Source organism: Nonomuraea sp. NPDC003707 (assembly GCF_053587055.1).
Genome location: NZ_JBSFNK010000029.1, coordinates 47578 through 73385, shown reverse-complemented (window position 1 = coordinate 73385; position 25808 = coordinate 47578). Strand labels below are relative to the sequence as shown.

16 protein-coding genes are annotated in these 25808 nt (G+C 71.6%); 6 read left to right on the top strand and 10 right to left on the bottom strand.

Annotated elements, in window-relative coordinates:
- Nucleotides 1-3: 3 nt before the first annotated feature.
- Complete coding sequence (locus ACWDRB_RS48290; protein WP_449906006.1) at nt 4-2121, bottom strand: S8 family serine peptidase; 2118 nt, start codon at nt 2119-2121, stop codon at nt 4-6.
- Between the two features lie 539 nt (nt 2122-2660).
- Between ACWDRB_RS48290 and ACWDRB_RS48285 the strand changes: the two genes are divergently transcribed.
- Nucleotides 2661-8138 (top strand): ATP-binding protein, encoded by a 5478-nt coding sequence (locus ACWDRB_RS48285; protein ID WP_449906003.1) that lies wholly within the window; start codon nt 2661-2663, stop codon nt 8136-8138.
- Nucleotides 8139-8182: 44 nt separating this feature from the next.
- Here the strand turns inward: ACWDRB_RS48285 and ACWDRB_RS48280 are convergent, their stop codons facing one another.
- The 6 genes from ACWDRB_RS48280 to ACWDRB_RS48255 form a co-directional block, all read right to left on the bottom strand.
- The gene (locus ACWDRB_RS48280; RefSeq protein ID WP_350732953.1) at nt 8183-8569 is read right to left on the bottom strand and encodes a VOC family protein; all 387 of its coding nucleotides are present in this window, start codon (nt 8567-8569) and stop codon (nt 8183-8185) included.
- A gap of 208 nt (nt 8570-8777) precedes the next feature.
- The gene (locus tag ACWDRB_RS48275) at nt 8778-9329 is read right to left on the bottom strand and encodes a hypothetical protein (RefSeq protein WP_449906000.1); all 552 of its coding nucleotides are present in this window, start codon (nt 9327-9329) and stop codon (nt 8778-8780) included.
- A 34-nt stretch (nt 9330-9363) separates the two neighbouring features.
- Entirely contained in the window at nt 9364-12519 is a 3156-nt protein-coding gene (locus ACWDRB_RS48270; RefSeq protein WP_449905997.1) for a S8 family serine peptidase, read from the bottom strand.
- A gap of 79 nt (nt 12520-12598) precedes the next feature.
- On the bottom strand, nt 12599-13429 hold the full coding sequence (locus tag ACWDRB_RS48265; RefSeq protein WP_449905994.1) for a hypothetical protein: 831 nt from the start codon (nt 13427-13429) through the stop codon (nt 12599-12601).
- A gap of 74 nt (nt 13430-13503) precedes the next feature.
- Nucleotides 13504-14514, bottom strand: a complete 1011-nt coding sequence (locus tag ACWDRB_RS48260) for a CU044_5270 family protein (protein WP_449905991.1) — start codon at nt 14512-14514, stop codon at nt 13504-13506.
- A complete protein-coding gene (locus tag ACWDRB_RS48255) occupies nt 14507-15073 on the bottom strand; it encodes an RNA polymerase sigma factor (protein WP_350732947.1) in 567 nt (188 codons plus the stop codon). The genes ACWDRB_RS48260 and ACWDRB_RS48255 overlap by 8 nt, the downstream gene beginning before the upstream one ends.
- A 226-nt stretch (nt 15074-15299) precedes the next feature.
- On the opposite strand from ACWDRB_RS48255, the gene ACWDRB_RS48250 reads away from it, so the two are divergent.
- Complete coding sequence (locus tag ACWDRB_RS48250; RefSeq protein WP_449905988.1) at nt 15300-16337, top strand: LacI family DNA-binding transcriptional regulator; 1038 nt, start codon at nt 15300-15302, stop codon at nt 16335-16337.
- On the opposite strand, the gene ACWDRB_RS48245 is transcribed toward ACWDRB_RS48250, so the two are convergent.
- The gene (locus ACWDRB_RS48245; protein WP_449905985.1) at nt 16334-17977 is read right to left on the bottom strand and encodes a glycoside hydrolase family 43 protein; all 1644 of its coding nucleotides are present in this window, start codon (nt 17975-17977) and stop codon (nt 16334-16336) included. The two genes, ACWDRB_RS48250 and ACWDRB_RS48245, sit on opposite strands and share 4 nt — an antisense overlap.
- 127 nt (nt 17978-18104) lie before the next feature.
- On the opposite strand from ACWDRB_RS48245, the gene ACWDRB_RS48240 reads away from it, so the two are divergent.
- Genes ACWDRB_RS48240 through yicI form a run of 4 tightly spaced genes read left to right on the top strand, consistent with a single transcriptional unit; the run spans nt 18105 to nt 23558 of the window.
- Nucleotides 18105-19454 carry an ABC transporter substrate-binding protein gene (locus ACWDRB_RS48240; RefSeq protein ID WP_449905982.1) on the top strand — a complete coding sequence of 450 codons (1350 nt, stop codon included), beginning with the start codon at nt 18105-18107 and terminating at the stop codon, nt 19452-19454.
- Between the two features lie 51 nt (nt 19455-19505).
- The gene (locus ACWDRB_RS48235) at nt 19506-20432 is read left to right on the top strand and encodes a carbohydrate ABC transporter permease (RefSeq protein ID WP_449905979.1); all 927 of its coding nucleotides are present in this window, start codon (nt 19506-19508) and stop codon (nt 20430-20432) included.
- Nucleotides 20429-21313 carry a carbohydrate ABC transporter permease gene (locus ACWDRB_RS48230; protein WP_350732938.1) on the top strand — a complete coding sequence of 295 codons (885 nt, stop codon included), beginning with the start codon at nt 20429-20431 and terminating at the stop codon, nt 21311-21313. The genes ACWDRB_RS48235 and ACWDRB_RS48230 overlap by 4 nt, the downstream gene beginning before the upstream one ends.
- Nucleotides 21314-21320: 7 nt before the next feature.
- On the top strand, nt 21321-23558 hold the full coding sequence (yicI, locus tag ACWDRB_RS48225; protein ID WP_449905975.1) for an alpha-xylosidase: 2238 nt from the start codon (nt 21321-21323) through the stop codon (nt 23556-23558).
- Between the two features lie 8 nt (nt 23559-23566).
- Here yicI and ACWDRB_RS48220 read toward each other — a convergent pair whose 3' ends face one another.
- Nucleotides 23567-25183, bottom strand: coding sequence for a CocE/NonD family hydrolase (locus ACWDRB_RS48220; RefSeq protein ID WP_449905972.1), 1617 nt, complete (start codon nt 25181-25183; stop codon nt 23567-23569).
- Nucleotides 25180-25758 carry a TetR/AcrR family transcriptional regulator gene (locus tag ACWDRB_RS48215; protein ID WP_449905969.1) on the bottom strand — a complete coding sequence of 193 codons (579 nt, stop codon included), beginning with the start codon at nt 25756-25758 and terminating at the stop codon, nt 25180-25182. Before ACWDRB_RS48215 ends, ACWDRB_RS48220 begins: the two co-directional genes overlap by 4 nt.
- Nucleotides 25759-25808: the final 50 nt, after the last annotated feature.

Here is a 25808-nt window from a genome sequence, read left to right as displayed (position 1 = left end):
GGCTCAGAACTTGATCCACCAGCCGTCCAGGTAACCCGTGTCGCCTGCGGTGACGTCCTCGACGCGTAACGTCCACGTCCCGTTCGCCGGCGAGGCGCTGCCGTCCACCGGATAGGTCTCCCAGATCACGTCGCCGTTGTCCTGGGGGCTTGGTATGCGGAGCTTGTACACCTTGCCGTTAGGGCTGATCAGGTCGATCTTCAGATCGCCCACCCAGGTGTGGTGGATCTCCGCGTAGACCGTCGCCTTCGAGGGCGCGTTGCCCGGGAGCCAGCCCGTCACCGTGATGGGCGAGGTGACGACGCCCTTGTCCGGGATGTTGTGGTCGTCCCAGTTCTCGAAGAAGGGGAAGTCCATCGACCAGCCGTCGATGAAGCCGGCGTCGGGGGAGTAGGCGTCCGTGGCACGGAGCTTCCAGGTGCCGTTCGGCGTGGTCACGGAACTGGTGTCCACGTCGTACGTCTCGTCGATGGAGTCGCTGCCGTCCGGGGACGGCTCCCGCAGCGGGAACACCTTCCGGTCCGGGCTGACCAGTTCGAGCTTCAGATCACCCACCCAGGGGTGCTGGACGGAGACCCAGACGTGCAGCTGGACCGGCCCCTTGTCGAGGATGCCGCTCACGTCGATCGGAGAGTCCACGCTGCCCCGATCGGGAATGGCGTGGTCGTCCAGGTTCACGAAGTACGGCGGCCAGACCCCCTTCGGATCGTCCGGCGGAGTGGGGGTGGGTGTGGGAGTGGGGGTGGGTGTGGGGGTCGGGTTCTGGGGGAGGGCGGCGCTGTCCAGTCGGAGCCGCGGAGTGGTGGCGCCGGTGTAGGTGATGGCCTTGCCCGTGGTCTTCATGGCCGATTCCAGCTCCGCGATGCTCGACTGGGGGAAGGCCTGGCGGAGCACGGCCAGCGCGCCGCTCACGTGGGGAGCGGCCATCGAGGTGCCGCTCAGCGGCCCCCACTTGCCCCCGGGCACGGAGGAGATGATCGAGGTCCCGGGGGCGAAGAGGTCCAGGAGAGGGCCGCGGTTGCTGAAAGTGGACACGGTGTCGTCGTCGGTGGTGCTGCCCACCGTGATGGCGGAGGACACGCAGGCCGGCGCGCTCACCGCGTCGCCGTACCCGTTGTTCCCGGCCGCCACCACCGTCGCCACCCCGGCCGCCAGGAGGCCGTCGATGGCCGGCTTGCGCGGATCGGTGTCACACGTCGCGGTGTACCGGCCGCCGCCCAGACTCAGGTTGGCGGCCACCAGCGGCGTACCAGCCTCCTTCAGCTCCAGGACCTTCTCCAGGCCCGCCACCTGGGCGCTGGTGAAGCTGAGCACGCACGGCGCGGCGCCCGCGCCGCAGAAGTCCTCCGACGTGAACTTGCTGAACACCTGAATGGCGACCAGGTCGGCTCCGGGTGCGACACCGGCCGGTGGTGCTCCGGTCACGCCCTTGCCGTCGCCGGCGGCGATGCCGGCCACGTGCGTGCCGTGATCACAGTCGAGGGCGGGGTCCGCGCAGGGCCCCTGTTCGGCGTCGGCCGCCCCGGGCCCCTCCTGCTGGGCGGTGCCGTCGGGGCACAGGCTGGTGGCGCCGTAGTCGGCGTCGATGGGGGAGAAGCAGGCCTCGTCGAGCACCCGTCCGCCCAGGAAGGGGTGGCCGGTCGCGACGCCGGTGTCCAGGACGGCCACCGCGCTGCCCTCGCCGGTCAGGCCCGCGGCCCGGGTGCGATCGCCGCCGATCAACGGGACGCTCTCGGCCAGCACCGGCGGCACCGGCCGGTCTTCCGACACGCTCACGACGCCCGGCCGGGCGGCCAGCCGGTCCAGCGCCGCGGCATCGACACGCAAGGTCACCATGGGGAACCGGGACAACGACTGCAGCACCTGACCGGCGCTCGCGGCGTCGGGCAGATCGGCCCGCGTTCTGGTGACGACGTTCACTCTGATCTTGCCGGCGGCCGCGGCCCGCGCGCGTAACCCCGGCTCTATCGACGGCGGCGCCGCCGCCGTGGTCCGTTCGTCCACCGGCGCGGCACGAGCCGGTACGCTCGCGACCGCCGTGGCCGCCAAGGCCATGATGACGACGAGCAACAGAGGGAGCGGCGTCGCCGCGGCGGCGACCGTGGACGTTAATCGGCGCAACCAGGCCTCCTTCATGGTGATTTGATCACCTGGACAGTAAGTGCTCGAAAAGCGCCCGGCAAGGGCCTGGACAGATGTTCTGTACGATGCTCAAATCGCATACGGAGCTGCATCCTCGGTGCCTGCAGTGAGCACCGTCCGCATCGTTGCTTCGCACTGTATGGCCAGGTCAGATGCCCAGAAAAAGGACTCTGGCGAAAAATTTGCCAGGCGTTCCACCTGCTTTTCTCCGGGAATTTATGGTGGCTTTATTGCGCTTATATGGCGGTCGCCTCGATGATTGTCGCGACGAATTTCGGCTCATTCGCCGAGGCGTCTGCCCGTCCGGTTCCAAAGGCTTGTGAGGTGCTTCGGAGGGCGGCGGCGGGGCGGGAGGGGGCGGGGCACCTTTTGTGGGGTTTCCACAACGCAGCGGCTTCGCCATGAGCGATGCGGGCCATTGGTGTAGCGGGCGGCGATCGAGCAGGGTGTAGAAAGGTGCAGGCGGCGCTCCGGACTCGGGCGTCGCCTTTGTGCGTGAGTATGGGGAGGCTCAGCCGGTGTTCAGTCGTGTCGCCATCGTCAACCGTGGAGAGGCAGCGATGCGGCTCATCCACGCCGTCCGGGACCTCTGCGCGGAGACCGGGGCGCGGATCGAGACGGTGGCGCTCTACACCGACGCCGACCGCCACGCCACCTTCGTCCGTGAAGCGGATCTCGCCTATCCGCTGGGCCCCGCCTCCGCCCGCCCGTACCTCGACCACGCCGTCCTGGAGCGGGCACTGGTGGAGAGCGGCGCCGACGCCGCGTGGGTCGGCTGGGGGTTCGTCGCCGAGGACCCGGCGTTCGCCGAGTTGTGCGAGAAGATCGGCGTCACCTTCGTCGGGCCGAGCGCGGAGGCGATGCGCAAGCTGGGCGACAAGATCGGCGCCAAGCTCATCGCCGAGAAGGTCGGCGTCCCCGTCGCGCCGTGGAGCCGCGGCGAGGTCGCCACCCTGGAGGACGCGCTGCGCGCCGGCGACGAGATCGGCTACCCGCTGATGCTCAAGGCGACCGCGGGCGGCGGCGGGCGTGGCATCCGCATGGTCGCCTCGAAGGAGGACCTGACCGACGCCTACGAGCGCACGAGCCAGGAGGCGCTGCGCGCGTTCGGCTCCGGCGTGGTCTTCCTGGAGCGGCTGGTCACCGGCGCCCGCCACGTCGAGGTCCAGGTCATCGCCGACGGTCAGGGCACCGCGTGGGCGCTGGGCGTGCGGGACTGCTCGGTGCAGCGGCGCAACCAGAAGATCATCGAGGAGTCCGCCTCGCCCGTGCTGGGGATCGAGCAGACGGCCGAGCTGAAGGCGTCGGCCGAGCGGCTCGCCGTGGCGGTCGACTACTGCGGCGCCTGCACCGTCGAGTTCCTCTACCACCCCGGCGAGAAGCTGTTCGCCTTCCTCGAGGTCAACACCCGGCTGCAGGTCGAGCACCCGATCACCGAGATCACCACCGGCACCGACCTGGTCCGGCTGCAGCTGCACGTGGCCGGCGGCGGGAAACTCGAAGGCCCCCAGCCGGGCGAGGCCGGTCACGCCGTCGAGGCCCGGCTCAACGCCGAGGACCCCGACCGCGACTTCGCGCCCGCCCCTGGCCGCATCGCCCGCCTGGCCCTGCCCACCGGGCCCGGCATCCGCGTCGACACCGGCGTCAGCGAGGGCGACACCATCCCGGCCGACTTCGACTCGATGATCGCGAAGATCATCGCCTACGGCCGCGACCGCGAGCAGGCGCTGGGCCGGCTGCGCCGCGCGATGGCCGACACCACGGTGATCATCGAGGGCGGCGCCACCAACAAGAGCTTCGTGCTCGACCTGCTCGACCAGCCCGAGGTGATCGACGCGAGCGCCGACACGGGCTGGATCGACCGCGTACGCGCCAAGGGCCGCCTGATCAGCCACCGCCACTCCGCGATCGCCCTGGCCGCCGCCGCGATCGAGGCCTACCAGGACGAGGAGGAGGTCGGCCGCCGGCGGCTGCTGTCCACCGCGCACGGCGGCCGCCCGCAGGTGCAGCACGACTCGGGCCGCCCGCTGGACCTCAAGCTCCGTGGCGTCGGCTACCGGGTGAGCGTGGCCCGCGTCGGGCACCGGCGCTTCCGCGTCGGGATCTCCGGCGGCGGCGACGTGCACCCGGCGGACGTCGAGGTTGAGCGGTTCGACGAGCACAGCGGCCAGATCGTGGTCAACGGCCGCCGGTTCAGGGTGGTGTCGGCCACGCACGGGCCGATCCACCTGGTCGAGGTCGACGGCGTGACGCACCGGATCAGCCGCGACGAGGGCGGCGTCGTCCGCTCGCCCGCGCCGGCGCTGGTGGTCGCGACGCCGTTGTCGGCCGGCGACGAGGTCGAGGCGGGCGCGCCGATCCTGGTGCTGGAGAGCATGAAGATGGAGACGGTGCTGCGCGCGCCGTTCCGCGCCCGCGTCCGAGAGTGCCCGGTGTCGGTGGGCAGCCAGGTCGAGACCGGCGCGCCGCTGATGCGCCTGGAGCCCCTGGCCGACGAAGGCCCCGAAGAGGAGGCCGCGGGCACCGTCGAGATCGATCTGCCCGCCGTGCCGTCGGACGTGTCCGCGGCCGATCGGGTCGAGCGCGGCCTGCAGGACCTGCGCGGCCTGCTGCTCGGCTTCGACGGCGGCTCCGACGACCGCAAGCAGGTGCTGACCTCATACCTGGATGCCCGCGCCGAGCTGGGCAGGCAGCCGATCGAGGGCGAGCTCGACCTGCTCACCGTGTTCGCCGACCTGGCCGAGCTGAGCCGCAACAAGCCGGGCGGCGCGCTCGACGTCGAGCCGGGCAACCCCGTGCACAGCCCGCGCGAGTTCTTCCACAGCTACCTGCAGAGCCTCGACGTCGAGCGCGCCGGCGTCACCCAGAGCTTCCAGGCCAAGCTCACCAGGGTCCTCGCCCACTACGGCGTCCACGACCTCGACCGCACGCCTGAGCTGGAGGCGGCGGTCTTCCGGATCTTCCTGGCCCAGCAGCAGATGAGCGCCGGCGTCGCGACCGTGTCGGAGCTGCTGCGCCATTGGCTGGCCGGCGCGCCGCCGTTCGAGTCGCTCAACGAGCGCGCCGGGCTCGGCCTGGAGCACCTGGTAGAGGCCACGCAGGTGCGCTTCCCCACGGTGTCCGACCTGGCCCGCGGCGTGGTGTTCCGCTGGTTCGCCCAGCCGCTGCTGCGCCGCAACCGCGCCAAGGTCTACGCCGCCGTACGCGACGACCTGCGCTACCTGGACGCCGACCCCGACGCGCCGGACCGCGCCGAGCGGATCCAGGCCATGGTGGCCAGCTCCGAGCCGCTGGTCCGGCTGATCGGCCAGCGGATCGGCCGGCCCGGGCTGGACCACGCGCCGCTGCTGGAGGTGCTGACCCGCCGCTACTACGGCAACCGCGGGCTGTCCGAGGTCACCGCGCGCGAGGTGGCGGGCTGCCCGTTCGTCACCGCCGAGCGCACCGGCGCGGACGGCGCGACCCGCGTGGTCACCACGGCGGTCGACATCGCCGCCCTGCCCGCGGCCATCGGCGCCGTCGGCACGTTCGCCACCGGCAGCGCCACTGACGGGGGGCTGGTCGCCGACCTCTACGTCACCTGGGAGGACCAGCCGGACGCCGACGCCATGGCGGCGCGGATCGGGCAGCTCCTCGCCGAGCACTCGCGGCCCGCGGGCGTCAGCCGGGTCACCACCACCGTCGTCGGCACCAGCGGCGCCGTGATGCATCACCACTTCACCTTCCGCCCCGACGGCGCGGGCTTCGCCGAGGACCGGCTGATCCGCGGCCTGCACCCGCAGATCGCGGAGCGCCTGCAACTGCAGCGGCTGCGCGAGTTCGACCTCACCCGGCTGCCGTCGGCCGACGAGGAGGTCTACCTGTTCAAGGCCGTGGCGCGGAGCAACCCGGCCGACGAGCGGCTCATCGCGATGGGCCAGGTCCGCGACCTGACGCCGCTGCGCGAGGCCGACGGCAGGCTGATCGCGCTGCCCGCCGTGGAGGACGCGCTCACCGCGGGCCTCGACGCGATCCGCAACATCCAGGCGCAGCGCCCCCAGAACAAGCGCTTCGACACCAACCGGATCATGATGTACGTCTGGCCGTCGACCGAGCTGTCCACCGACGAGCTCAACATGCTGGTCCAGCGCATCCTGCCGACCACGGCGGGCGCGGGGCTGGAGGAGGTCCAGTTCGTGGCCCGCCAGCGCAACGCCGCCGGCGAGCTCGCCGAGGTCGCCGTGCGGATCACCCTCGACCCGGGCCACGGCGCGAGCCTCGACGTCGGCAAGCCGTCGACGGAGCCGGTCCAGCCGCTGGACGACTACCGCCAGAAGGTGCTGCGCGCGGCCCGGCGCGGAAACGTCTACCCGTACGAGCTGACCGGCCTGCTCGCCGGGCCGGAGGGCGGCTTCGCCGAGCACGACCTCGACGCCGGCGGCGTGCTCGTGCCGGTCGACCGGCCCAAGGGCAAGAACTCCGCGGCGATCGTGGCGGGCGTCGTCACGACGCCGACCGAGCGGCACCCCGAAGGCGTCACCCGAGTGGTCCTGCTCGGCGACCCGACGAAGGCGCTGGGCGCCCTGTCGGAGCCCGAGTGCTCGCGGGTGATCGCCGCCCTCGACCTCGCCGAACGGATGCGGGTCCCGCTGGAGTGGTACGCGCTGTCGGCCGGCGCGCGGATCTCGATGACCTCGGGCACTGAGAACATGGACTGGGTCGCGGCCGCGCTCAAGCGGATCGTCACGTTCACCCAGGACGGCGGCGAGATCAACATCGTGGTCGCCGGGATCACCGTCGGCGCGCAGCCGTACTGGAACGCCGAGGCGACGATGCTCATGCACACCAAGGGCATCCTGGTGATGACGCCGGACTCGGCGATGGTGCTCACCGGCAAGCAGTCACTCGACTTCTCCGGCGGCGTGTCGGCCGAGGACAACTTCGGCATCGGCGGTTACGACCGCGTCATGGGGCCGAACGGCCAGGCCCAATACTGGGCGCCCAACCTGCCGGCCGCCCGCGACGTGCTCATGGCGCACTACGACCACACCTACGTCGTGCCCGGCGAGACCGCGCCGCGGCGGGCGCACACCATCGACCCGGCCGACCGCGACATCACCGAGTTCCCGCACACGATCGACGGCAGCGACTTCGCCACCGTCGGCCAGATCTTCTCCGCCGAACACAACCCCGACCGCAAGAAGCCGTTCGACATCCGCACCGTGATGCGTGCCGTGTCCGACCAGGACCACCCGGTGCTGGAGCGCTGGGCGGGCATGGCCGACGCGGAGACGTCCGCCGTTCAGGACGTGCACATCGGTGGCCGGCCGGTCTGCCTGATCGGCATCGAGTCGCGCTCGGTGCCGCGGCGCGGCTTCCCGCCCACCGACGGCCCCGACACCTACACCGCGGGCACGCTGTTCCCGCGGTCGTCGAAGAAGACCGCGCGGGCGATCAACTCCGCGTCCGGCAACCGGCCGCTGGTGGTGCTGGCCAACCTGTCCGGGTTCGACGGCTCGCCGGAGTCGATGCGCAAGCTCCAGCTGGAGTACGGCGCGGAGATCGGCCGGGCGATCGTCAACTTCGACGGGCCGATCGTGTTCTGCGTGATCTCCCGTTACCACGGCGGCGCGTTCGTGGTGTTCTCCAAGGCGCTCAACCCGAACATGACCGTGCTGGCGCTGGAAGGCTCGTTCGCCTCGGTGCTCGGCGGCGCCCCGGCTGCCGCCGTGGTGTTCTCCGGCGAGGTGAACAACCGCACCGCGACCGACCCGCGGGTGACCGAGCTGCAGACGCGGGTCTCGGCGGCCAGCGGCGCCGAGCGGGCGGCGCTCAACGCCCAGCTCGCCGAGGTGCAGGCCGCCGTCCGGGCGGAGAAGCTCGGCGAGGTCGCCGCGGAGTTCGACCGGGTGCACAGCATCCAGCGCGCGGTCGAGGTCGGCTCGGTGGACGCGATCATCAGCGCCGCCGAGCTGCGGCCGCGGATCATCGAGGCCATCGAGCGCGCGATGGCCTGACCATCACCCGGCCCTGTCAGCGGGGGTCGCGGCGCCCGGCTCCGTCAGCGGGTGTCGCGGCGCAGCGGATGATCGGACGGGACCTCGACCAGCACGATGCGGTGCCCGTCGGGGTCCTCGATCCACAGCTCGATGAGGCCCCACGGCTCCAGCCGCGCCTCACGCACCACCGTGACCCCCGCCTCCCGGAGCCGTCCCTCCTCCTGCGCCACATCGCGTACCTGCAGCCACAGCGACAGCCCGGAAACGGCCCCGTCGTCGGAGTGCCCGGAGATCTCCAGGAACCCCTGGCCGAGGAAGAAGACCACGCCCGGGTGGTCGGCGGGGCCGAACTCGCGATAGACGGCCAGGCCGAGCGTCTCGCGGTAGAAGCCGAGGCTCCGGGCGAGATCCTTCGGACGCAGCAGCACTCGATTGCTCAGCACCTCCATGCCCGACCTGTTCCCCGTCGGACCGGCGGAAACGCGGCATCACGATGTGAGCGACATCACCCGCCAACCGTGACGCGGCCTCGCGACACGCTTGGCGGGCGGGGCGGGGCTTCCGCCTGGACCGCATCCTCGCCGCCGAGCCGCGGGACGAGCCCTGCCCGGCCCGTACGGTGTGGTCCCTGGACCACAGCCTGGCCGAACGCGTCCGTCAGGCCGACACGCTGCGCTCCCTCAGCTGGGAGAGCCCACCGCGCAGGCCCTGATGACGGGCTGGGTGAGGCCGGTGCCGGCGGCGTCCGCCACCTTCACCCGCAGCGACACGTGCCCGGGCGTGCGCGGGTTGGGCACCATGGCGGTCCACCCCGAACCCGTTCCGACCACCGGGACCGGCCGTCAGGTCCCGCCAGGTCCCGGCCGCGGCCGCCTTGGGCAGGCACATGGCGCTCATGCCCAGGGCGGCCGGCCGCCGGGTCGGCGCGGCGCCACGCTGCTCCTGCCGCGCCTGCTGTTCCGGCTGCTGGAGGATCAGGGGGATCCCGTCCGTGGCGGCGTCGCCGTACTGCCACCGCAGGAGCTGGGTGACGTCGAACAGCCGCTTGTCCAGGACCCCCTTGGCGATCAGCAGCCTGGCGTCGGACGGGATCACGTACAGATGGCCCCCGCTCATCTGCCCGGTGAACGTCACCTCCCGGTCCTGGCCGGGTGTCACGCTGTAGTTCCGTCCGGCGACCACGACCCGGTCGCCGGTGATCAGGGTCACGGCGTTGTCCGCGAGGCCGGCCGGCCAAGTCTCGTCAGCCGACGGAGTAGGCGCGGCTGATCGTCTGGGTGACGCGGTCACCCGCGCTGTCCGTCGCCGTGGCGCGCAGCGAGACGAACCCCGGGGTGCGGGGGTTGGAGAGCAGCGCCGTCCAGCCGGTGCCGCCGGGGGTCACGCGGATCCGGCGCCAGGTCGCGCCGTCGTCGGCGGACATCTCCAGGGTGAGAGACCGCACCGCGGCCTTGGCGGCTCCGGGGTTCCGCTCGACCCAGACGGGGACCCGGGTCACGGATCCCGGACGGGCGCGGTTGGAGTCGTCGAGGCCGGCCGGTGCGTAGCGTACCGCCATCAAGGGCAGGGGCGACGGTTTCGCAGTGCCGGCCGAGCGGAAGGTCCAGACGGTGTCCACCGCCGTGGTGAGGGCCGCGTGGGGCGCCTGCCTGCGTACCGACGCGGTCAGCGTGTAGGTGTCCGCGGCCTCCGGGAGCCGCGCCGACAGCAGGCATTTGCCGGGTTCCGCGGGCGCGCAGCCGGTCACGTCGGCTTTCGCGATCACCTCGCCGTTCCGGGCGAGGGTGAGCGCGCCGGTGGCCGCGGCGTCGGCGCCCCTCCGCCCGGCGGCGCCGTCGCTGAACAGCTGCGCGGCCGAGACGTTCAGCTCGTTTCCGGTACGTTCGCCACCGCCAGCGGCGAACCCGGGTCCGGTGACCGCGGCGTTCCACACCTCGCGTACCGGTGCCCGATCCAGGCGGCCGCTGGTGCCGGTCAGCGTGGCGGTGCCGGTCCGGAGCTCGCTGTCCCAGACGAATCCCGGGGTCCGGTAGTTCGTCATGGCGCCGGGGAGATCGACGGCGGGCGACGGGACCGTGAAGGCCCAGTCCATACCGGGCATGCGGGGTCCGGTGGCCGCCACGCCCTGGCCCGGCACGCCCGAGGCGCGGTAGGTCTCGCTCACCTTCACCAGGTCGGCCGTCCGCGCGGTGTAGGCGGGGTCGTCCGGGATGCCGCCGACGCGGTAGTCGACCAGGTCGTACCGGTAAGGGCTGGGCGAGGTGTCCTTCTTGTGCCAGATGGTGTTGGTCATGTAGCGCAGCTCGGGCTGGCGTACGGGGAGCACGAAGAAGCTCCGGCCGGGGTCTCCGACGGCTATCCAGCCGAAGTACCAGGTCCCGTTGGCCAGGGTGAGACCCTGGATCTGCTCCGGCACGGCGGTCGGATCGTCCACCGCGAACCGGATCTGCTTGGCCTGGCGCGCGTCCAGCACCACATTCTGATCATCGTCACCGATGGTCACCGGGACGTGCGCGGTCGTGGCGGCGGAGCCTTCGTACAGGTCCGCATAGAGGTTCCACCGGCCCTTGGGCAGGCGGACCTTGGCCACACCGTTCTCGATCCTGACGGACTGGAAGCTGCCGGTGTCGAGGTTGTAGAAATCGCCGAAGCCCGCGGCGGGGAGGCCGCTCCGGTTGATGCCGGTGACGGTCACGTCGGACGATTCCGGCTCCACGTACGCGCCGGCCAGGGTGCGGATGACGGTGTCGCCCGAGGTGGCGGTGACCACGCCGGTGTGCTCACCGACGCTCTTGCCCTCGGCGTCGATGGTGAGCGTGACCTGCGCCTCCCCTCCCGCCGGCACCTGCAGCCGGTCGGCCGGCAGTTTCAGCACGTCGCCCGTGACGGTGAGGTCCAGGGTGACGGGGGAGTCGCCGGAGTTGGCGTAGGTGAGGGTCCTGGTCGTCCGCCGGCCACCCGCGTCGTCCCAGCGGAAGGCGGCCCAGGCGGTGCCCGGCGCGGCGACGACCGGCTGTGCCAGCGCGCGGACCAGGTCCACCCGCCCGCCGCCCTGCTCGAAAGGCGTGGCGCCCGGGGTGGGGGCGGCGCTGCCGATCAAGGCGGCCTTGAGTCGTTCGCCGGTCCAGCCGGGGTGCCTCTGGGCGAGGATCGCGGCGGCACCCGCCACGTGCGGCGCGGCCATCGAGGTACCGTTGTGCGCGATGTAACCGCCGCCGACGGCCGCCGCCGTGATGCCGACACCGGGGGCGGTGATCTCCGGCTTGATCGCGTGGTCGCCCATCCGGGGACCGCGGCTGGAGAACCCGGCCAGCTGGTCCGTACGATCCACCGCTCCGACGGTCAGGGCCGCGTCGGCGCTGCCCGGGCTGCTCACCGTGACCGGACCGCCGTTGTTGCCCGCGGACACGACGAACAACGCGCCGGTCCGCGCCGAGAGCGTGTTGACCGCCTGTTCCAGCGGATCGAGATCCGGGGTGTCGCCCCCGCCGATGCTCATGTTGATGATCTTCGCTTTGACCTCGGTGGCCGCCCACTCCATGCCCGCCAGCAAGGCGGAGTCGGTGATGCCCTCGGCGCCGCCGACCTTGCCGACGGCGAGCCTGGCTCCCGGCGCCACGCCGCGGTACTTCTCCCCGGCGCCCGCGATGATCGAGGCGACGTGCGTGCCGTGGCCGAACGTGTCGCGCGGGTCGGAGTCGCCGGTGAAGCTGCGCGCCTGCGTGACCACGTTCTTGAGGTCCGGGTGGTCGGGGTCGTAGCCGCTGTCGAGCACGGCGACCGTGACGCCCTCTCCGGTGATCCCCTGCTTCCACGCCTCGGTGGCGCCGATCTGCTTGACGCTCTGGTCGAGGGTGAACGAGCGGCGCCCGTCCAGCCAGATCTTCGTCTTGCCCGCGGCCTGGGTCCGGGACCGGCTGATCAGGTCCTTCCAGGACTCTCCCGCGCCCTTCTTGGGCAGCCGCAGGGCGGTCATCCCGAGCGCGGCGAGTCGCGCGGTCTGCTGCGCGGCCTTCAGCGGCGACGCCGGATCCGCGCCCGTCTGGGTGATGAGCGGGATGTCCGCTCTGTCCGCGTCGCCCAGCCGCCACCGCAGGAGCTGGGTGACGTCGAACAGGCGCCTGTCCAGAACGCCCGCGGCCACCAGCGGCATCGCGTCGGAAGGGATCACGTGGAGGTGTCCGTCGCGGTACTGCGTGAAGTACCTCACCTGCCGGCCCGGTCCGGGCTCCACCCGGTGGCCGCGGCCCGTCACGACGACGCGGTCGCCGGTCAGGAGGGTGACGCTGCCGGCCTCTTGCCCGGCGCTCGCGCTGTCACCGGGAACAGGCTGCTGAACGGCCGCCAGACCGACTGTGCCGGCCAGTGCCGCGGCCATCAGCCCACTGCCTAAGCTCATGTCCTACCTTTCAGTGGTCAAAGATGATCCATGCCCAGCCGTTGCCCGGCGGACGGCATGGTCCGCCGGGCAACGACGTTCAGAGCGCGAAGTCCAGCGCGAACTCCTGGTACACCCGCTCCTCGATCGCCCGCGCCCGGGGCGCGTACGCCGGGTAGAAGGCCTTGCCGCACTCCAGGTCGGCCAGCGCCGCCGTGACCTCCTTGTCCAGGTACGGCTTGGCCTGCTCAGGCGTCAGCCGGGGCAGCACGACGGCCCCCTTCGGCAGCGAGCCCTTGCTCTGGGCCCTGGCGACCTCGGTGGCCTCCTTCGCGAAGGCGGCCCGTCCCCGGCCGGCCAGCGCCGACGGCCTGGTCTGGGCGACCTTCAGGCAGCCTCCGAACTCCTTGCCCAGCGCGGCCACCTTGGCGTCGGCGTCGAGCTCGCGCAGGCCCTTGGCGAGCGCCGAGTTCACGTCGGCGAGGAAGTCGTCCTGCGAGGTCACCGTCTTGCTCAGCACGGTCTTGACGGCCTTGGCGAAGCACTTGTCGTCCGCCGCCCGCCAGGCCTTGAGGTCCTTGGCCGACAGCGACATGAGGAGCTTGTCGTTCCTGCTCTCACCCATGTCCCGGTCGACCGCGGGGTCGCCGGGGAAGACGAGCCTGGACCAGACGCCGAAGCCGTACTTGGCGCGGTAGGCCCGCATCGCCTCGTGGTCGCCCGCGAGCCGGGCGCGCTCCTCCTTCGTCCGTTCGTGCTTGATGACCTTCTCCGGCAGGTACGTGAGCCCCTGCTCCTTCATGCAGGCGGCCCGCAGCGACTCGATCCTGGCCTTGTTCTCGTACGCGGTCTCGGTCCCCGGCGTGGCCGTGGCCAGGCCGCCGAACGAGGTCGCGAGCAGGGCGGCGGCGACCGCCTTGGCAATGAACATGATGATTTCCCTTCGCTTTCCGGACATGCGAAACAGAACTCCCGGCGCGAAAGGCGCCGGATCGGGGGAAGGTCTCAGCAGGGGATGCGCAGCCGCGACGCCTTGGGCGACACCTCCGGCAGGGCGGTGACCAGATCGACGGTCAGCACGGCGGTGCCCGTCACCGCGCCCTGACGGGAGGTGTAGACGCCCTCGGGCATCTTGACCTGGATGTCCCTGGTGTTCACGGTGCGTTCGCCCAGGTAGTGGTAGGTCTGCCGATCGAAGATCAGCTCGGAGCGGCGGCCGTCGCCCTCGTCCATGGCCACGGCGACGCCCGGCCGGCCGGCCGCGTCCACGGCATCGCCGATCAGGCGGATCCCCTTCAGTTCGGACGCCACCTGGAAGAGCGCGGCACTCAGGCTCGGGCGCACCACCGACTCCGCGACCAGTTGCTTGAGCTCGGCCCACATCCGTGCCGGATCCCGGCCGGTCCGGGCCGCGAGCTTCGCGCGTACCGCCTCGACGTCGGTGGGCCAGGCGCCCAGCCGCACGTAGGCGCGCTGTCCGGGGCAGGAGGACTCGTACAGGGTGTCCTCGGCGCCTTTGTCCCACAGCCACCGGGGCACCGGGTCGCCCGTGACGGACTCGGCCCGATCCCGGAGCAGCCAGGACTTGCCGGGGTCCGCGGGTTCCCAGCGCTCCTCGACCGCCGTCACCACGTAACCCAGCACCGGCCCGCCCGACGGGTCGCGTGTGTTGCGCGGGTCCTGGGTCCGCCTCTTCGTGTGCACGTACTGGCCGGGCCCGGGCACCAGGTCCCGCTGGTCGGCGGCGGCCTGAGCGGCCCGCTCCAGCACCGCCTGGGCGTTGGCCGGCGGCGTGGCCGACCCGCCCAGGACCACCTGCCCCACGATGATCACAGCGGTGAGCGCCGTCGCCAGCAGGCCGACGGCGGCCAGCCGGAAGGCGTACCGGCGCCGTGGTCGTGTGCGCGGCGGGGCCGCCGCCCGGGCCAGCAGGGCGACGCGGGCGGCGGCCAGGTCACGCTCGGTGGCCTCGGGCGTGTCCGCCCACAGGCGGTCGAGCTCCGCCATCTCATCCATGATCGGTTCCCTCCAGGGCCTGGCGGACCTTCTTGCGTGCCCGGTTGAGCCGCGAGCGGACCGTCCCGACCGGGATGTCCAGCGCGACGGCCACTTCCTCGTACGTCAGCCCGACCCACGCCACCAGCAACAACGCGTCCCGGTCCCCGGTGCGCAGCCGGGCCAGCGCCGCGACCAGCGGCCGGTTGACCGCCAGCGTCGCGACGCCGTCCTCGACCAGGCCGCCGCCGATCTCCGCCGGGTCCAGGCCGCCACGCGCGTACGCCCGGTACCTGGCCAGCTCCCGGCGGTGCCGCTTGCCGATCACGTTCGAGGCGATGCCGTACAGCCAGGGCCGGGCATCGTCCTGGCCGGGCTGATAGCGGTGCCGGTGCTCGAAGGCTGCCAGGAACGTCTCCGACACCACGTCCTCGGCCGCGTCGGCGCCCAGCCTGCGGGCGGCGTAGCGGTGCAGCGCAGGGGCATGGCGGTCGAACAGCACGGCGAACACCTCGGGCTCCTCCCGGGACCTGCGGATCAGGTCCGGGTCGGCGGCCTCGGCCGTCGCCGGTTCTGCCATGAAACGGTCAGCTCCTTCATGCGGTGCCTTCCTCGGTGGGCACGGTCGCCTGTACTTACCGCCACGGCGCGAAAGAGTTCACGGACGACTCCGATGCCATGACCGCTTTGGGCGGGAGCGCCCGGCGGATGTGGCACCATCGAATCGGCACCGCGGCGCGCGGGCGGGTCGCTCGCGCCGCTCGGGCAGACGGGGCCAGCACGGTGGAGGCCGGGAAGCGAAGGACATGAATCGGGCACCAGGCATGGTGGATGTGGCACGCGAGGCGGGCGTGTCGCACGTGACCGTCTCCCGCGTCCTCAACGACCACCCGTCCGTCCGCCCGGAGACCCGGGCTCGTGTCGAGGCCGCCATCGAGAAGCTCGGCTATCGCCGTAACAGCGTCGCCCGCGCGCTCAAGAGCCGCCGTTCCTCGACGATCGGGGTGGTGCTCGCCGGGGCCGAGCTGTACGAGCTGCCGCGCATCCTGCGGGGCGTGCAGACGGCGGCGCAGCGGGCGGGCTACTGGGTCAATATGGCCAGCTGGCAGGGCGGCACCACCAGAGACCTGGCCGAGACCCTGCAGCGGCTCACCGACCAGGCGGTCGAGGCCATCGCGGTCATCGCCGACCGGCCCATGGTGATGGACGCCCTGGCCGACATCGTGACCGGCGTGCCGATGACGGTGGTCATGTCCGGCAACGTGCCCAACCCGGACGTCGGCTTCGTCGAGCTCGATCAGGAGCTGGGCGCGCGGCTCGCCGTACGGCATCTGGTGGAGCTGGGGCACCGCCACATCGTCCACCTGACCGGCGCGCTGCGCACCTTCGACGCCCGAGCCCGCGTCGAGGGCTGGCGGGCCGCGCTGGAAGAGGCGCCGGAGGCCGGCGGCGAGTTCTTCGAGGGCGACTTCACCGGCAACAGCGGCTACCGGCTGGCCCACTACCTCGTCACCCGCCGCACCGGCGAGCGGCCGACGGCGATCTTCGCCGGCAACGACCAGATGGCCATGGGGGTGCTGGCGGCCTTCGCCGAGCTCGGCGTGAAGGTGCCCGGCGACGTCTCGCTCGTCGGTTTCGACGACATCGCGGGAGCGGCCTATCAGGTGCCCGCGCTGACCACGGTCCGCCAGGACTTCGTCGCTCTCGGCGCGCGCTCCATCGAGCAGGTGCTGCGCATGATGCAGGGTGAGTCGGCCTCGTGCGAGCGGATCGCTCCCGAGCTCGTGATCCGGCGCAGCACGGCACCGCCCAAGCCGCCCCGCCAGGCGCAGCCGCCCCGCTAGCCGGCCGTTTCGGGGTCGGGTTGGTATTCGAACCAGTGGACCCGCGCCCGTCCGGCGCTCGCCTGGCCGTTGCCGGTGGCGTACAGACCCAGATAGACCCCGACGAAACCGCCCGCGCGCTCGGTGCTGAAGAAGGACCGTTCGATCGTGGCCAGGCTGATCCACTGCGCCGCGGTGAGGTCCCTGACGCGGAAGGTGTAGCCGGCCTCGTCGCCGTCGACCGCCAGCAGCACCTCGCCGGTCGAGACCGGGACCGAGGCCCGGCGGGTGCTCGTGCCCGCCTCCCGGACCGTCAGCACGACCTGCGCCTGCCCGTCGCCGTCCACGGTGAGGGCGAGCGTGGCGTGGTGGTCCTGGTGCTGGAAGACGGTCAGCCCGGCCTCCTCCGACGGGCGGGCCGCGGCGAAGCTGATCCGGGTCCGCACGCCGAAGCGGACGTGCTGCTGGCGCCGGCCCAGGAAGGCCGGCACGCCGGTGGAGCCGAGGGCCTCGGGGGCGAGGCCGAGGTCGAGCCCGGACCCGTCGGCCGTGGGCCTGACGCGGTCGCCGGCGGGACCGCGCAGGCTGTTCCACTCCAGCCCGCCGAAGTGCGCCCGGCCGGCCGGAACAGCGGTGTCGCCGTCCGGTACGGCGGTGTCGCCGTCCGGTTGTCCGGCCGGTACGGCGGCGTCGCCGTCCGATTGTCCAGCCAGAACGGCGGCGTCGCCGTCCGGTCGGCCGGAGGCGATCGACGGGAGCCGCTCCGACAGTTGCACGGCTCCCGACTCAGGGGCGAAGACGGGCCCGTGGGCGGTCCAGGTCACGGGCACGAGGAAGACCTCCCTGCCCAGCGTGTGGGTGCCCGCGATCGGCCGCACGCCGAGCGTCACCGCCCACCACTCGCCGACGGGGGTGTCCACCAGGTCGGCGTGGCCGACGTTGTGGATGGGCTCGCCCGGGCCGCGGTGCCGGTGGGTCAGCAGGGGGCTGCGCGGGTCGGTGACGTAGGGTCCGGTGACGGTGCCGGAACGCGCCGCGGTGACGCTGTGGTTGCTCTCGGTGCCGCCTTCCGCGGCGATCAGGTGGTACACCCCGTTGCGTTTGTACAGGTGCGGCGCCTCCACCCACGCCCCGCGCACCGCGCCCTGCCACAGCACGTGCGTGGGGCCGACGAGCTTGAGCCGTTCCAGGTCGAGTTCGCGCATCCACAGCTCACCGGGACCGCCCTGGACCGCGTCGCGGCAGGCGGTGAGCCAGCACCGGCCGTCGTCGTCGAAGAACAGCGACGGGTCGATGCCCTCGGCCTCCAGCGGCACGGGGTCCGACCACGGCCCGGCGGGGTCGTCGGCGGTCACGACGAAGGTGAGGCTGCCCTGCCGGTTCACGGCCAGCGTGGAGACCACGTAGAAGGTGCCCTCGTGGTGGCGGATGGTCGGTGCCCAGACGCCGTCGGAGACGTCCAGGCCCTCCAGCGCGAGCAGCCCGGGCCGGTCCAGCACATGCGTGAGCTGACGCCAATGCACCAGGTCACGGCTGTGGAAGAGGGGCAGTCCTGGAAAATAGGTGAATGACGAGGTGACCAGGTAGAAGTCCTCGCCGACCCGGCAGATCGACGCGTCCGGATAGCACCCGGGCAGGACCGGGTTGCGGAAAGCAGGCACGGGGGGGCTCCGAGAGATCTCACAAAGAGGGGGCTTGACAGGATGACAACGTTAACATCAGGTTAGATCCCAACGCACGACCCGGCATTCCCGCCGAGGCGCACCACCCCTCGCCCTGGAGATCGTCATGACCCCACCGACCCCGCCCCGACGCCGCCGACCCCGGACGAAGCTCGGCGCCGCGGCGCTGGCGCTCGCCCTGGCGGCGTCGCTGGCCGCCTGCTCGTCCGCCGACACCCCCTCCTCGGAGACGGCGAGCGCAGGCGGGCCGGTCACGCTGGAGTTCTGGACCTGGAGCCTGAAAGGCAGCGATCCGGCGGCCAAGGCGATCGTCGACAAGTACCACCAGGAGCACCCCAACGTCACGATCAAGCTTTCGGAGGTCGGCGGAACCGCCGACACCGCCTCCAAGCTGCTGGCCGCGGACAAGGCCGGCGACACCCCCGACGTGGTGCAGCTGGAGTACCGCGGCCTGCCCGCCCTGGTCGTGGCCGGAGCCGTCAAGGACATCACCGCCGACGTGGCCGGCGCCAAATCCGGCATCGACCCCAACGTCTGGGCCTTGACCACCTTCAACAAGCAGGTCTACGGCGTGCCGCAGGACATCGGGCCGATGATGCTCACCTACCGCAAGGACCTGTTCGACAAGTACGGCGTCAAGGTCCCCACCACCTGGGCCGAGTACGCGAAGGCCGCCGAGCAGATCCACAAGAAGGACCCCGACGCCTACATCGCCGCCTTCGCCGCCACCCAGTTCGAGTTCTTCGCCGCCCAGGCCGCCCAGGCAGGCGCCCAGTGGTGGAGCACCGACGGCAACGCCTGGACGGTCGGCATCGACGGCGAGCCGTCCCTGAAGACCGCCGACTTCTGGGAGGACCTCGTGAAGCGGGACCTGGTCAAGGTCGAGCCGCTGCTCACTCCGGAGTGGAACGCCCAGGTCAACAAGGGCAAGATCCTCAGCTGGGCAGCCGCCTCGTGGGCGCCCAGCGTCATCAACTCCGTGGCACCCGACACCGCCGGCAAGTGGGAGTCCGCGCCGCTGCCGCAGTGGACGCCGGGCCAGACCGCCGTCCCGTTCCTGGGCGGGTCCGCCTACCTGGTGCCGTCCAAGTCCAAGCACGCCAAGGAGGCCGCGGCCTTCGCCGCCTGGCTCGGGGCCTCCGACGAGGGCTCCAAGCTGCTCCTCAGCCTTGACATCTTCCCCGGCGGCAACGCGGGCCGCCAGGCGACGCTGACCCACGAGCCGCCTAAGCTGATGCCGCAGCAGAAGGACTTCTACCAGGTCACCGACCAGGTGATCAAGAACACCACCATCCCGGTGACCTGGGGACCCAACGTGAACGTCGCCCAGAGCGCCTTCGGTGACGCGCTCAACAAGGCCGCGCTCGACAAGACCTCGTTCCGCGCGGTCTTCCAGTCCACGCAGCAGGCCGTCGTCGCCGACCTGCAGAAGTCCGGCTACACCGTCACCAAGTAAGACGCCGAGGGCCCGGCCGGGCCCTCGGTTCGACCCCTCCCTGGACATCTCATGCCCGCCAGCTCCACCGGGCGACGCCTGCGCGTCCGCGCCGTCGCCACCCCGTGGCTGTTCGCCATGCCCGCGATCGTCTTCTTCGCCCTGTTCCTGATCATCCCGATCTGCTACGCCGTCTACCTGAGCTTCCGCGGCTTCCGCATCGAAGGCGGCGGCGCGTTCGGGCGGCGGGTGGAAGCCTTCATCGGGTTCGACAACTACGCCGCCGCGCTCTCCGACCCCGAGTACGTCGCCGGGCTCGGCCGGGTCCTGCTCTACGGCGTCATCGCCGTCCCCAGCGTGCTGGGCCTGGCCCTGCTGTTCGCGCTGCTGCTCGACACCCCCAGGGTGCGGGCGCGCGGCTTCACCCGCACCGCGATCTTCCTGCCGTACGCGGTGCCCGGCGTGATCGCCAGCCTCCTGTGGGGTTTCCTGTACCTGCCCAGCACCAGCCCGCTCACCTACATCGCCAGGCAACTGCAGGCCGGGCCGCTGGACTTCTTCGGCTTCCCCGCCCTGTACTTCTCGCTGGCCAACATCGCGCTGTGGTCCGGCGTCGGCTTCAATATGATCATCATCTTCACGTCGCTACGCGCCATCCCCACCTCCATCTACGAGGCGGCCCGCATCGACGGGGCGAGCGAGTGGCAGATCGCCTGGCGCATCAAGATCCCGCTGGTCGCCCCCGCGCTCGTGCTCACCGGCCTGTTCTCCGTGATCGGCACCCTGCAGCTCTACAGCGAACCCGCCACGCTGCGGCCGATGACGACCACGATCAGCGCCACCTGGGTGCCGCTGATGAAGATCTACCAGGAGGCGTTCATGAACGACAACCTCGGCGGAGCCGCCGCCGCCTCCGTCGTGCTGGCCCTGGGCATCCTCGCCATCTCGCTGCTCCTGCTGCGCTTCTTCCAGCGCCGGACCTTCGGGGACAACGCATGACCGCCGTACCCCGTACCGGTGACCGCCAGTTTCACCGCCGCCGCCCGGGTGCGGCGCGGCGGCCACGCCTCCCGCTGGTCGTGCTGCTGCTCGGCGCGCTGTACTGCCTGACCCCGGTGGCCTGGGTGGTCATCGCCTCCTCCAAGACGCCGCGCGAGCTGTTCACCACCTTCTCCTTCGCGCCAGGCACCGGCATCCTCGACAACCTGGCCAACCTGAGCGCCTACGGCGACGGCCAGTTCTGGAAGTGGGGGCTCAACTCGCTGCTCTACGCCGGCGTCGGCGCGATCCTGTCGACGATGGTGTCGGCCATGGCCGGCTACGCGCTGGCCAAGTTCCGCTTCCGCGGGCGTGAGTTCCTGTTCTCGGTGATCCTCGCCGGCGTGCTCGTGCCCGGCATCGTGCTGGCCGTCCCGCAGTATCTGCTCATGGCCGCCGTCGGTCTGGCCGGGACCCACTGGTCGGTGCTGCTGCCGGTCATCATCAACCCGTTCGGCATCTTCCTGTGCCGGGTCTTCGCCGCCGCCTCCGTCCCGCAGAGCACGCTGGAGGCCGCGCGCCTGGACGGCGCCGGGGAGACCCGGATCTTCGGCGCCATCGTGCTGCCCATGATGGCGCCCGGGCTCGTCACGGTGCTCCTGCTGCAGTTCGTCGGCATCTGGAACAACTTCCTGCTGCCCTTCATCATGCTCTCCGACCAGGACAAATACCCGATCACCCTGGGCCTGTACACGTTCCTGGGCAAGGGCGCCGGGGACAGCGACCTGTACCCGCTGGTCATCATGGGCTCGGCCGTCTCCGTCATCCCGCTGATCGCCCTCGTTCTGGTGCTGCAGCGGTTCTGGCGCGCCGACCTGCTGGCCGGCGGATTGAAGGGATGACCTGCCGATGAAGTTCACCGACGGGCTCTGGCAGCTGCGCCCCGGCGTCACCGCGCTGTACGCGGCCGAGGCGTACGACATCTCCACCGAGGAGGGCGCGTTCACCGTCACCGCGCCCACCACCGTGATCAACCGCCGGGGCGACACCCTCAACCGGCCGGTCCTCTCGCTGCGGCTGTCGTCACCCCTGGAGAACGTGATCCGCGTCCGCGTCGAGCACCACCTGAGCGACGACCGCGGCTTCGACCTCGTCGGCGCCGAGGACGGCCACGGCATCGTCAAAACGGACGGCGCCACGACGCTCACCAGCGGCGCGCTCAGCGCGACCATGGCGCCAGGGGCCCCCTGGAACCTGTCCTTCCACGCCGACGGGCGCCCGCTGACCTCCAGCGGCCCCAAATCGATCGGCCACTTCCGGCTCGCCGGGGACGCGCAGGTCGATCCGGCGCCGGTCGGCGGCGCCCGTGCCTCCGTCCACCTCGCCCAGCAGCTCGCGCTGGACGTGGGCGAGGTGGTCTACGGGCTGGGGGAGCGCTTCGGACCGCTGGTCAAGAACGGCCAGACGGTGGAGATCTGGAACGCCGACGGCGGGACCTCCTCGGAGCAGGCCTACAAGAACGTGCCGTTCTACCTCACCAACCGCGGATACGGCGTCTTCGTGAACCACCCGGGGCACGTCTCGTACGAGATCGGGTCGGAGACGGTGCAACGCGTGCAGTTCTCGGTCGCGGGGGAGAGTCTCGAATACTTCGTGATCTACGGGCCCACCCCCAAGCAGATCCTGGAACGCTACACCGCGCTCACCGGCCGCCCCGCGCGCCTGCCCGCCTGGTCCTACGGTCTGTGGCTGTCGACCTCGTTCACCACCGACTACGACGAGCAGACGGTGACCTCGTTCATCGACGGCATGGCCGAGCGCGACCTGCCGCTGTCGGTCTTCCACTTCGACTGCTTCTGGATGCGCGAGTTCAACTGGTGCGACTTCCAGTGGGACCCGCGGGTCTTCCCCGACCCCGAGGGCATGCTGGCCCGCCTGCACGCCAAGGACCTGCGCGTCTGCGTGTGGATCAATCCGTACATCGCCCAGCGCTCACCGCTGTTCGCCGAGGCCGCCGGGCAGGGTTTCCTCCTGAAGCGCCCGGACGGGTCGGTCTGGCAGTGGGACCTGTGGCAGGCCGGGATGGGACTCGTCGACTTCACCAACCCCGCCGCGACCGGCTGGTTCCAGTCGAAGCTGCGCGCGCTGCAGGACCAGGGGGTCGACGCGTTCAAGACCGACTTCGGGGAGCGCATCCCGCTCGACGTCGCCTACTTCGACGGCTCCACCCCCGAACGCATGCACAACCTCTACACGCACCTCTACAACACGGCGGTGTTCGAGGTGCTCGAAGAGCGCCGGGGCCGGGGCGAGGCGGTGCTGTTCGCGCGGTCGGCGACCGCGGGCGGCCAGCGGCTGCCGGTGCACTGGGGCGGCGACTCGGGATCGACGTACGGGTCCATGGCGGAGAGCCTGCGCGGCGGCCTCTCGCTCGCGTTCTCCGGGTTCTCCTTCTGGAGCCACGACATCGGCGGCTTCGAGGGCACTCCCGACCCCGGCGTGTTCAAGCGCTGGGTCGCCTTCGGGCTCATGTCCTCCCATTCGCGGCTGCACGGCTCCACCTCCTACCGCGTTCCGTGGGCCTTCGACGAGGAGGCCGTGGAGGTGACCCGGCTGTTCACGAAGCTCAAGCTGCGCCTGATGCCGTACCTGTTCCAGGCGGGCGTCCAGGCGCACGAGAGCGGGACACCCGTGATGCGGCCCATGGCGATGGAGTTCCCCGGCGACCGCAACGCCGCCCACCTCGACACCCAGTACATGCTCGGCCCGGACCTGCTCGTCGCGCCCGTCTTCACCCCCGACGGGACGGTGGAGCTCTACCTGCCCGACGGCACGTGGACGAACTACCTGACGGGGGAGCGCGTCGAGGGCGGGCGCTGGCGCACCGAGCGGCACGGCTTCACCTCGATGCCGATCTACGTGCGCGAAGGCGCCGTCCTGCCCGTCGGCGCCAGGGACGACCGGCCGGACTACGACTATCTCGACGGCCTGACCCTGCGCGTCTACCCGGGGCCGGACGGGGAGGCCGCCCTCACCGTCACCGATCACGCCTCCGGCGAGCCCGCCCGGTTCACCGTCACCCGCTCCGGTGGCGAGGCGCGGGTCTCCTCCTCCCTCGCCTCCGGCTGGACGTACGAACTCGCCTGACGGCGCGGTCAGCGCACGGGGAGGAGCACCGCCGACGGGTGTTGCGGGTCGTGGAAGACCTGCTGGTCGGCGGTGCGGAGGGCGGTGGCGGTGGCCCGGGGCTCGCCGGTGCCGGGGTTGCGGTTGTAGCGGGGGAAGGCGCCGCTGGAGACCTGGACGCGGATGCGGTGGCCGCGCTTGAAGCGGTACGCGGTCGGCCACAGGGTCACCGTGGCGGGGGTGATCTCGTCGGCGCCGGTGAGGCTGATCAGGCCGTCGCAGACGTTGGTGGAGCGGCCGTCGGCGTCGACGTCGCACAGCCGGACGAAGACGTCGGCGTGGGGGAGGCTGGAGCGGAAGAAGATCTCGGCGCTCACCTCGCCGACGACCTCGGCGTCCTCCTCCAGCACGGACGTCGTGTACGTGAGGACGTCGGGCCGGGCCTCCAGGGCGGCGTTGTCGACGCGGCCGGCCTTCTCGCCGAAGGCCATGCGGACGCCGCCGAGGGCCGGGGTGGGGTCGGCCGGGTCGTAGCGGTAGCCGTCGGGGGACGAGCCGGCGGGAGCCTCGGTGGACAGGGCGCCGCCCGGCTGGAGATGGAAGCGCCGGGGCTCGTATCCCGGCGGCGGCCAGGACGGGAAGTCGCGCCACTTCTCCTCGCCCATGACGAACAGGCGTACCGGGGCGCGCTCGGCCGGCTCCTCGCCCCGGGCCAGCGCCAGGCCGAAGTCGAGGGCCTCGGCGGCGGCCGTCTGCCCGACGCCCATGGAGACGTGGGCCCAGGGGCCGACGGTGAGGCGGGCGAGGGGGTGTCCGGCGTCCTGCAGGGCCCGGTGGTCGCGGATCTGGCCGGGCAGGAAGATGTCGTACCAGCCGCCGACGCTGCTCACCGGCACCCGGATGTCCGAGACCCGGTGCCGGTGGTCCAGGCCCTGCCAGAACGGGCTGCCGGCGTCGTGGGCGAGGATGTTCTGGATGTAGTCGTCGTGGTGGCCCAGGGCGGCGGTGTCGGCCTGGGCCAGTGGCAGCGTGCGCAGGGCAAGCTGGACCTTCTTGGCCCGGAGCAGCTGGCGCGGCATCGCGAGCGGGCGTTCCTGGCCGGCGACCTGGACGCCCCAGACGAACGGGGTCTCCAGGGAGAAGGCGTCCCCGCGCAGGAAGTCCAGGGTGAGGGCCGATTCGGAGACCCCGGGGATCATGGCCTTGACCTGGGGCGGTAGGGCGTCGGCGACCGCCCACTGGACGAAGCCGAGGTAGCTGGAGCCGTACAGGATCATCGACTCGCCGAACCACGGCTGCCGGATCACCCAGTCGAGGGTGTCGAGCCCGTCCTCGCGCTCGCGGCGCAGCGGGTCGAAGGGGCCCTCGGAGCCGAAGGTCCCGCGGGTGCTCTGGATCAGCACCTGGAAACCCCGTTCGGCCAGCGGGCGGGCCATCGGGTCCGCGGTCATGCCGGCCCGGCCGTAGGGGACGCGGATGAGCGCGGTCGGCAGGCCGTCGCCGCCGGACTTGGGCGCCCAGCGGTCGGCCAGCAGGACGGCTCCGTCGCGCATCGGCACGCGCAGGTCGCGCTCGATCGTCAGGTCCCTGGTGAGGGGCGGGGGCAGGCGCAGCAGGCGCTGGACGAGATGGCTGTTCAGGTTCATCGCGGGCGACCTCCTGGGGTGCGGGCGAGGGTGGTCGAGAGGCGCAGCAGGCGGTCGGCCAGTTCGTCGGGGTCGAGAGGGTCGTCGGCGTCGATCAGCCAGTCGTTGACGATCGTGCCGGTCCCGCCCGCGATCAGCGCGGCCAGGTCCTGCGCGGTGGCGTCGTCGAGGTCGCCGAACACCTCGCGCAGGCCCGTCACGGTGATGAGCGAGCCGAACAGCCTGTTCAGGTCCCGGGTCATCGGGAACGCGCAGGATCCGGTGAGCATCGCGCGGTAGAAGGGCCGGTGCCGGGCGAAGTGCCGGGCCATCGCCAGCATGCGCGCGCGAGGCGGCGCGCCCTCGTCCCCGGCCTCGGGGAGGAGCTCCCGTTCGACCAGGTCGGTCGCGGCCGCAACGAGGAGCGCGTCACGGTCCCCGAACTGCAGGTACACCAGTTGCCGGCTGACGTCCGCGGCGTCGGAGAGCTCGCCCACGGGAAGGGCCGTGGTGCCGCGCTCGGAGACCAGGCGTACGGCGGCGGCCATGAGGGCGGCACGGGAGCGGCGCACCCGGCGGTCTTGTCGATCCTGCACGCCCGCAACTCTAGACATGTGTTAAAAAATGGACAACAGTTAAATCAGTC